The sequence below is a fragment of the Corallococcus sp. AB032C genome (genome assembly GCF_003668935.1).
Classification (GTDB): domain Bacteria; phylum Myxococcota; class Myxococcia; order Myxococcales; family Myxococcaceae; genus Corallococcus; species Corallococcus exiguus.
This window is the reverse complement of the sequence record NZ_RAWP01000193.1, coordinates 1-8,389: the sequence shown is the minus strand read 5'-3', so window position 1 is coordinate 8,389 and position 8,389 is coordinate 1. Positions and strand designations below refer to the sequence as shown.

The 8,389-nt window shown below is 68.4% G+C and carries 8 protein-coding genes; all 8 read left to right on the top strand.

The features are described from left to right. Positions 1 to 469: pilus assembly protein PilP (locus D7X99_RS40680; protein WP_121755697.1), on the top strand; the 469-nt coding region annotated here is incomplete at its 5' end. A gap of 58 nt (positions 470 to 527) precedes the next feature. Then, complete coding sequence (gene pilQ / locus D7X99_RS40675) at positions 528 to 3,314, top strand: type IV pilus secretin PilQ (RefSeq protein WP_121782428.1); 2,787 nt, start codon at positions 528 to 530, stop codon at positions 3,312 to 3,314. Between the two features lie 33 nt (positions 3,315 to 3,347). Then, positions 3,348 to 4,037, top strand: a complete 690-nt coding sequence (locus tag D7X99_RS40670; RefSeq protein WP_121782427.1) for a hypothetical protein — start codon at positions 3,348 to 3,350, stop codon at positions 4,035 to 4,037. Then, positions 4,038 to 4,400, top strand: a complete 363-nt coding sequence (locus D7X99_RS40665) for a hypothetical protein (protein WP_120566331.1) — start codon at positions 4,038 to 4,040, stop codon at positions 4,398 to 4,400. It begins immediately after the preceding gene. Between the two features lie 140 nt (positions 4,401 to 4,540). Further along, the gene (gene efp, locus D7X99_RS40660) at positions 4,541 to 5,122 is read left to right on the top strand and encodes an elongation factor P (protein ID WP_121782426.1); all 582 of its coding nucleotides are present in this window, start codon (positions 4,541 to 4,543) and stop codon (positions 5,120 to 5,122) included. 40 nt (positions 5,123 to 5,162) lie between these two features. Further along, on the top strand, positions 5,163 to 5,744 hold the full coding sequence (accB, locus tag D7X99_RS40655; RefSeq protein WP_121782425.1) for an acetyl-CoA carboxylase biotin carboxyl carrier protein: 582 nt from the start codon (positions 5,163 to 5,165) through the stop codon (positions 5,742 to 5,744). Between the two features lie 75 nt (positions 5,745 to 5,819). Beyond that, positions 5,820 to 7,205 carry an acetyl-CoA carboxylase biotin carboxylase subunit gene (gene accC, locus D7X99_RS40650; RefSeq protein WP_121782424.1) on the top strand — a complete coding sequence of 462 codons (1,386 nt, stop codon included), beginning with the start codon at positions 5,820 to 5,822 and terminating at the stop codon, positions 7,203 to 7,205. Positions 7,206 to 7,397: 192 nt separating this feature from the next. Further along, positions 7,398 to 8,389, top strand: a 992-nt coding sequence (locus D7X99_RS40645; RefSeq protein WP_172819064.1) for a lipopolysaccharide assembly protein LapB, incomplete at its 3' end; no start/stop codon positions are given.

Here is an 8,389-nt window from a genome sequence, read left to right as displayed (position 1 = left end):
CCCCAAGGCCGCCGCCCCCGCGCCGGCCCCAGTGGCGGAGAAGACCGAGGCGTCGGCGGCGCCAATGTTCGTCTACACCTACAGTCCGGTGGGCAAGCGGGATCCATTCCGCAGTCCACTGGAGGAGCTCGGGCCGGTGGCGCGTGACGCACCGGAGCGGGCCTGCAATGAACCCCTGTGCGTGTTCGACCTCGACCAGCTCAAGCTGGTGGCGGTCGTCACGGGGGATGCCAGCCCACTGGCGATGGTCGAGGACCCCCTGGGTCGCGGTCACATCGTCCGGCGCAACACCCGCGTGGGGCGCCAGGGCGGCAAGGTCACACAGATTCTACGGGACTCGGTCACCGTCACCGAGGTCTTCACGGGCGCCAAGGGCGAGCTCATCAGCAATCCGGTGAGTCTCCAGCTCAAGGCGGATGGCGTGAAGGACCCTGCCTACAACCTGATGACGGGCAAGAACTGGGAGTAGCGCCCCACGGCGCGCCCGCGGGCAGTCGTCGCCCGCATCCAACTTGTTGAGGGGACGCATGCTCGAGCAGAGCGCTGTGATGAGGGGCAAGTGGATCATGGCGACCGCATGGGCGGTCGTCCTGGCAAGCGCCAAGGTGTACGGCGCGGATCTCAATACGCTGAGGGACCTGCAGGTGTCCCGGACGGGAGCCGGTGCCCAGGTCGTGGTGACCGGGACCCGGCCGCCCACCTTCACCGTCTTCCGGCTCAGTGGGCCGGAGCGGCTGGTGGTGGACCTGTCGTCCGCGGATGCCACCGGCATCAAGGGGCACCATGACGGCACCGGTCCGGTGTCCGGCGTGGTGGCCGCCCAGTTCTCCGACGCGCGCGCCAGTGTGGGCCGCGTGCTGGTGGCGCTCGACCAGGCCTCCCAGTACGACGTCCGCGCGGAAGGCAACCGCGTGGTCATCTCCGTGGACGGTTCGCCGGTGGCCCCCGCCGCCGCGACCGCCCAGGCCCCGCAGGCTCCGGTCGAAGCGAAGCCGGTGGACGCCGCGCCGAAGGCCGAGCCCGTGCAGGCGGTCGCCGCCGCGCCGGTGAAGGCCGCGCCCGCGCCCGTGGTGGAGGCGATGGTGGCGGTGGTGCCGGAGGAGGGGACGTCCTCCAAGGCCGCCCCGTCCCAGGCGCCGGGCCGTGAGAACGTCGTCGCCACGGAGGCGGATGAGCGCGAGGTGGCCCACCCGGCCCAGCGCATCACCCGGCTGTCCCTGGAAGGCGAGTCGCTGCGCGTCTCCGCCGACGGCGACATCGCCCGCTTCGAGGTCCTGGAGTTGGTGGATCCGCCGCGCCTGGCCGTGGACGTGTACGGCGTGGGCCTGAGCGCGAAGGCGCCCAAGGTGAAGGGCAACCTGCTCAAGGACGTGCGCGTGGGCGCCCACGAGGACAAGGTGCGCCTGGTGCTCGTGGCCAAGGGCGACATGCCCGCCTACCGCGTGGACCGCGCCGAGCGTGGCCTGGAGGTGGTGCTGGGCGGCGCGGTGGCGCGCAAGTCCAAGCCCTCGCAGCCGCGTGACGCGGTGGCGGAGACGGAGCCCCTGCGCCCGCAGCCCCTGCAGGAGTCGGCGAAGCCGCAGCCCGCGGTGGCGCAGGCCGCGCCGCAGCCGGCGGTGGTGGAGGTCAAGGACCTGTCCTTCGACGAGAGCCCCTCGGGCGGCCGCGTGCAGCTGAAGCTGTCCGGCGCGACGGCGTGGAAGGTGGACCGGCCGGATCCGCGCAGCGCGGTGCTGACGCTGGAGAACGCGCGGCTGCCCAAGAAGCTGGAGCGCAGCCTGGACACCAGCGCGCTGGACACGCCGGTGAAGATGATCAGCGCCTTCAGCGTGCCGGGTGAGGGCCGCAAGGTTCGCCTGGTGGTCGCTGCGGACGGCGCCATCGAGGAGAACGTCACCCAGGGCGCCAACAGCCTGAGCTGGCGGCTGGACGTGCAGGGCGTGAAGACGGAGGAGGTGGCCGTCACCCAGCGCACCGCCGGCTTCACGGCGGAGGCCCCGGCGTACGCGGCGGAGGGCGCGCCCCAGCAGGCGCGCTACCGTGGCAAGCGCGTGTCCTTCGAGTTCAAGGACATCGACATCCAGAACCTGCTGCGCGTCATCGCGGAGATCTCCAAGCGCAACATCGTCGTGGCCGATGACGTGGGCGGCCGCGTGACCATCCGCCTGCGCAACGTGCCCTGGGACCAGGCGCTGGACCTCATCCTGCGCACCAAGCAGCTGGGCCAGGAGCAGGTGGGCAACATCATCCGCATCGCGCCGCTGAAGACCCTGGAAGAGGAGGCGCGGCTGCGCCAGGAGCGCAAGAAGTCGCTGCAGCAGCAGGAGGACCTGCTGGTCAGCCTGGTGCCGGTGAACTACGCGGTGGCCAACGACATGTCGTCGCGCGTGAAGGACGTGCTCAGCGACCGCGGCACGGTGACGGTGGATGTGCGCACCAACGTGCTCATCATCAAGGACATCCGCTCCAACACGGAGAAGGCGCGCGCCCTGGTGCGCAGCCTGGATACCCAGACGCCGCAGGTCCTCATCGAGAGCCGCATCGTGGAGGCGAGCACCAACTTCAGCCGCAACCTGGGCGTGCAGTGGGGCGGTCAGACGCGTCTGTCGGCCGCGTCCGGCAACCCGACCGGCCTCATCTTCCCCAGCACCGTCGGTGTCACGGGCGGCGCGGGTGGCACGGCCCCGGGTGTTCCGGCCCAGCCCAACTTCGCGGTGAACCTGCCGGCCGCGGTGGGTGCGGGCGTCGGTGGCGCCATGGGCTTCGCCTTCGGCTCCGCGGGCGGCGCCGTGCAGCTCAACCTGCGCCTGTCCGCGGCGGAGTCCGAGGGCACGGTGAAGACCATCTCGTCGCCCAAGGTCACCACGCTGGACAACAACACGGCCCGCATCAGCCAGGGTCTGTCCATCCCGTTCAGCCAGACGTCGGCCGGCGGCGTGAACACGACCTTCGTGGAAGCGCGCCTGTCGCTGGAAGTCACGCCGCACATCACCCAGGACGGCAGCATCCTCATGTCCATCCAGGCGCAGAACAACCAGCCGGACCCGTCCAACACCGGTGCGAACGGCCAGCCGTCCATCCAGCGCAAGGAGGCCAACACCCAGGTCCTCGTGAAGGATGGCGACACCACGGTCATCGGCGGCATCTACGTGCGCCGCGGCAGCACCTCGGCTGAATCGGTGCCCTTCCTGTCGAAGATTCCCGTGCTCGGCTTCTTCTTCCGGAGCACCCTGGAGACGGACGAGCGGCAGGAACTGCTCATCTTCATCACGCCCCGCATCCTCAACCGGCAGACCATCGCGCAGAGCCTCTAACGGCCTCGCACCCTGATTGGGAGAGACATTCCAATGAAGCCCTTCCTCATCGCGGCGGCCCTGTCGCTCGGGCTCTGCTCGTGCTCCGAAAGCACCCCCGTCGTCCAGATCCTCCAGACCATCCAGCCGGACGAGTCCTGCTCGTTCAACGTCGGCGATACCGGCATCGCGAATGGTTCGCTCAACCTGGCCTACCGGAACGGGTACCTGCTGGGGCTCGTGGTCAAGTCGAACTACACGAGCACGCCCATCGACGTGAACGGCGTTCCGCTGGATCCGGATACCTCCATCGGAGGTTCCGCCACCGCCTTCGTGGAGACGCTGAAGCTGTCCTACGCCTCGACGCCGAACATCAGCATCCCCGACGGCGAGGTTCCCTACTCGGCGACCATCAATCCCGCGTCGGATACGAACCGGCTGGTGGTCAACCTGATGACCGCGGAAGCCGCGACGGCCTTGCGGACCGCCCTGTCCGGGACCGCGACGGCCACGGTGCGGGTCACCGCGCAGTTCACGGGCAAGTTCGCGTCGGGCGGCAAGAAGTTCGAGTCGAACGAGATCGTCTTCGGCATCGATGTCGCCAATGGGGTCGGCTCGCTTCGGACCTGCGCGACGGGTGAGGCCCCCGAGGTCCCGGAGGGCCCTTGTGGTTCGGGTGCAGGCCAGGACGGTCAACTTCCCTCGTGCCAGCCTGGGCCGGCGGCCCCGGTCGTCGGGGGCTAGATGGCCTTCCGCACGCACCTTGAAGCGGTGGTGAACCAGGTGGACGGAGCCCTCGCGTGCAGCGTGATGGGCTTCGACGGCATCTCCGTGGAAACGTTCCAGAAGGACGAAGCCACGGAGCTGGACGTCTCCGGCACCTGGGTGGAGTACGCCAACCTGCTCACGCAGTTGAAGAACGCGGCCGAATCCCTGAAGACGGGCACTGTCACCGAGGTGTCCGTCAACAGTGAGAAGGTCCTCACCGTGATGCGCATGCTGACGCCGGAATACTTCCTGGTGTTGGCCCTGCGCGCGGACGGGAACTTCGGCAAGGGGCGCTATGTCCTGCGCGTCACCGCGCCGCAGGTGAAGGCGGAGTTGTAGTCGCGCACGTCCGCTCGGGCAGGGGCTTGTCGACCCTGTCCGGCGGCGCAGCGTGCCTCCGCTTTCCTCTTTGCAGGAACCAGGGCATGGGCTAGACACCCCGGACTTTCGCCTTTACGTTCGTCCCAGGAGTCGGTCCCATGGCCGGGTTTGTCGATACGTCTGAATTCCGCAATGGTTTGAAGATCTTGTGGGAGGACAAGCCGTACGTCATCGAGTACTTCCAGCACGTCAAGCCTGGGAAGGGCTCCTCCTTCACCCGCACCAAGATCCGCAGCCTGCTGGACGGCCGCGTCCTGGAGCCCACGCTGAAGTCCGGCGACAAGGTGGGCACCCCGGACATCGAGTCCAAGGACATGCAGTTCCTGTATGTCCAGGGCGACGAGTACCACTTCATGGAGAAGAAGACCTTCGAGCAGACCTTCCTGACCAAGGAAGGCCTCGGGGAGTCGGTCAACTTCCTGAAGGAGAACCTCGACGTCGAGATCCTCTTCTGGAACGGCAAGGCCATCAACGTGGGCCTGCCGAACTCCGTGGACCTCAAGGTCACCAAGTGCGACCCGGGCGTGCGCGGCGACACCGTGTCCGGCGCCATGAAGCCCGCCACGCTGGAGACCGGCTACAGCGTCAACGTGCCCCTGTTCATCAACGAGGGCGACGTGCTGAAGATCGACACGCGTGAAGGTGGCAAGTACCTCACCCGCGTGGCCACCGGCGGCTGAGAGCAGCTTCCCTTCACCTGGCGACCCGGGAGGGGTCCGAATGGCAACGAAGCGCAAGGCAACCCGGCCGGCCGAGTCCTCGGGCGCGGCCTCTGGGCGGGATGCGGGCACCACGTCTCTGGACGTGGAGGCCCTCCGGCAGATCGTCGAAATCCTGGAGGCCTCCGACGTCACCCGCCTGGTGTGGACGAAGGGCCCGGAGAAGCTCTACATCCGCCGCGGTCACGCGCCGGAGACGACCATCGTCCACCACACGGCGCCGTCGGGCCCCGGGGTGACGGTGTCGCCGCCGGTGGAGTACACTGCTCCGGTCGCGCCCCGTGCGGGTCCCGCCGCAGCGGCCGCCGCCGCACCGGCGCCGGAGAAGCCCGCGGAGAAGCCGGGCCACCAGGTGACGAGCCCCTTCGTGGGGACGTTCTACCGGACCCCCGCGCCGGATCAGCCCCCGTTCGTGGACGTGGGCACGGTGGTGCGCAAGGGCCAGGTGCTCTGCATCGTGGAAGCGATGAAGTTGATGAACGAAATCGAGTCCGAGGTCTCCGGCCGCATCGCCGAGGTCCTCGTGGAGAACGGTCGCCCGGTGGAGTTCGGCCAGGCGCTGTTCCGCATCGAGCCGGCCTGAGTCTGCTGACCCGTCAGGCGCGTCCGGCCCCCTCCGGGCGGGACGCGCCCCAGGCCCTCGCGAAGGAGCACGGCCGTGTTCAAGAAGGTTCTGGTCGCCAACCGCGGGGAAATTGCCCTGCGGGTCATCCGCGCATGCCGTGAGCTGGGCATCGCCACCGTGGCGGTGCACTCCACCGCTGACGCCAACGCGCTGCACGTGCGCTTCGCGGACGAGGCCGTCTGCATCGGGCCACCTCCGTCCAAGGAGAGCTACCTCAACGTGCCGCAGCTGCTCTCCGCGGCGGAGATCACCCGCGCGGACGCCATCCACCCGGGCTACGGCTTCCTGTCGGAGAACGCCGAGTTCGCGGAGGTCTGCGAGAACTGCAAGATCCGCTTCATTGGCCCGCGCCCGGAGATGCTGCGGCTGATGGGCAACAAGGTGCGCGCGCGCGCCGCGGCCCGCGAGGCCGGCCTGCCGTTGCTCCCGGGCAGCCCTGGCGTGGTGAAGGATCCGCGCGAGGCGGAGGCCTTCGCGAAGGAGATCGGCTTCCCGGTCATCCTGAAGGCGGCGGCGGGTGGTGGCGGCAAGGGCATGAAGATCGTCCGCGAGCCGGGTGTGCTCGCGCAGGCGTTCTCCACCGCGCAGGCGGAGGCCCTGGCCAGCTTCAACAATGGCGACCTCTACATCGAGCGGTACGTGGAGAAGCCGCGCCACATCGAGATCCAGATCATCGCGGACGAGCACGGGAACATCATCCACCTCAACGAGCGTGAGTGCTCCGTGCAGCGGCGGCACCAGAAGCTCATCGAGGAGAGCCCGTCCCCCGCGCTCACGCCGGAGCTGCGCCAGCGCATGGGCGAGGTGTCCGTCGCCGCGATGCGCAAGATCCGCTACAACAACGTGGGCACCATCGAGTACCTGCTCGACGAGCGCGGCGAGTTCTACTTCATGGAGATGAACACGCGCATCCAGGTGGAGCACCCCGTGACGGAGCTGGTCATGGGCGTGGACCTGGTCCGTGAGCAGATCCGCATGGCCTACGGGCACCCCCTGCGCTTCAAGCAGGAGGACGTGCAGATCCGCGGGCACGCCATCGAGTGCCGCGTGAACGCGGAGGACCCCGTCACCTTCGCGCCGTGGCCGGGCAAGATTACCGGCTACAGCGTGCCGGGTGGCTACGGCGTGCGCGTGGACTCCGCCGCGTACGAGAACTACACGGTGCTGCCGCACTACGACAGCCTGTTGTCCAAGCTCATCGTGCACGCGGAGGACCGCGAGACGGCCATCCGCCGCATGCAGCGCGCGCTCTCCGAGTACGTGGTGGAGGGCATCCGCACCAACATCCCGTTCCACCGGGCCGCACTGGCGGAGGAGTCCTTCCAGGAGGGCAACTACGACACCCGCTTCGTGGAGCGACTGCTGGCGAGCGAGACGGGTTCGCGCCGGCTCAAGAAGGCCGTGGAAGAGACGCCGTAGCGCTTTGCCGTGAAGGCATGGAAAACCCGCCGGGCGTGCGAGCGTCCAGGCGGGTGATCCAGCCCTGGGGGAGGGCAGGCTGTTTCTTGACCCGCATCGGAGGATTCCGTTAGCCTCCGACGCTCCCCCCCAGAGAAGGACTGAAACCCGCGAAGTTCCTCGGGGTTTCTGCCTGCCGGAAGCGCACGCTCGATGGACAAGAACAAGATCATCGAAGCCGCCGCGAAGCTGGTCGCGAAGGGCGCGTACGACAAAGCCATCAAGGAGTATCAGAAGGTCCTGGAGGTCGACCCGAAGGACATCCGGGTCCTCCAGAAGATGGGGGAGCTGTACCAGAAGAAGAACGACAACGCGCAGGCGGCGCACTTCTTCACCAAGGTCGCGGAGAGCTACTCCTCGGACGGCTTCTTCCTCAAGGCCGTCGCCCTCTACAAGCAGGTCCTCAAGCTCAATCCGAACCTGCTGGAGGTGAACCTCAAGCTGGCGGAGCTGCACCAGCAGCTGGGGTTGATGTCGGAGGCGATGGCGTACTTCCAGATCGTCGCCAACCACTACGACAAGGCGGGCGACACCAAGTCGAGCCTCGACACGCTGAAGAAGATGGTGGATCTCGACCCCGAGAACGTGGCGTCGAAGATCAAGCTCGCGGAGCTGTACGCGCGCGAGAACATGACGAAGGAAGCGGCGCAGGAGTTCAAGCGCGCCGCGGAGTACCTCAAGCGCAACGCCCGCGCGGACGACTGGCTGCGCGTCGCGGAGCGCCTCTCCGCGCTGGAGCCGGACAACCTCCCGCTCGCGAAGGAGCTGGCCGCGTCGTATCTGCAGCGCGGCGACCAGAAGCGCGCGCTCGCCAAGCTCCAGGTGTGCTTCAAGGCGGATGGCCGCGACGTGGAGACGCTGACGCTCCTGGCCCAGGCGTTCCAGGGGCTGGGCCAGATCTCCAAGACGGTGTCCGTCTACAAGGAGCTCGCGAAGATCCACCAGGAGCGCGGCCGCACCGCTGAGTCCGACGGCGTGTGGACGCAGATTGAACTGCTGGATCCGCAGGATCCGGATCTGCTCGCGCGCCGTGGGCCCGTCGCCGAACCGGAGCCGGAACCCGAGCCCGTTGCCGCGCACCACCCCGTGGAGGAGGCCGCGCCCGCGTGGAGCGCGCCGGCCCCCGCGGCGCCCCCGTCCCGTCC

Bases quoted from the DNA above. Each gene is read 5' to 3' on its own strand.
- D7X99_RS40665 (WP_120566331.1), top strand. From the start codon at position 4,038: ATGGCCTTCCGCACGCACCTTGAAGCGGTGGTGAACCAGGTGGACGGA.
- accB (WP_121782425.1), top strand. From the start codon at position 5,163: ATGGCAACGAAGCGCAAGGCAACCCGGCCGGCCGAGTCCTCGGGCGCG.
- D7X99_RS40670 (WP_121782427.1), top strand. From the start codon at position 3,348: ATGAAGCCCTTCCTCATCGCGGCGGCCCTGTCGCTCGGGCTCTGCTCG.
- efp (WP_121782426.1), top strand. From the start codon at position 4,541: ATGGCCGGGTTTGTCGATACGTCTGAATTCCGCAATGGTTTGAAGATC.
- pilQ (WP_121782428.1), top strand. From the start codon at position 528: ATGCTCGAGCAGAGCGCTGTGATGAGGGGCAAGTGGATCATGGCGACC.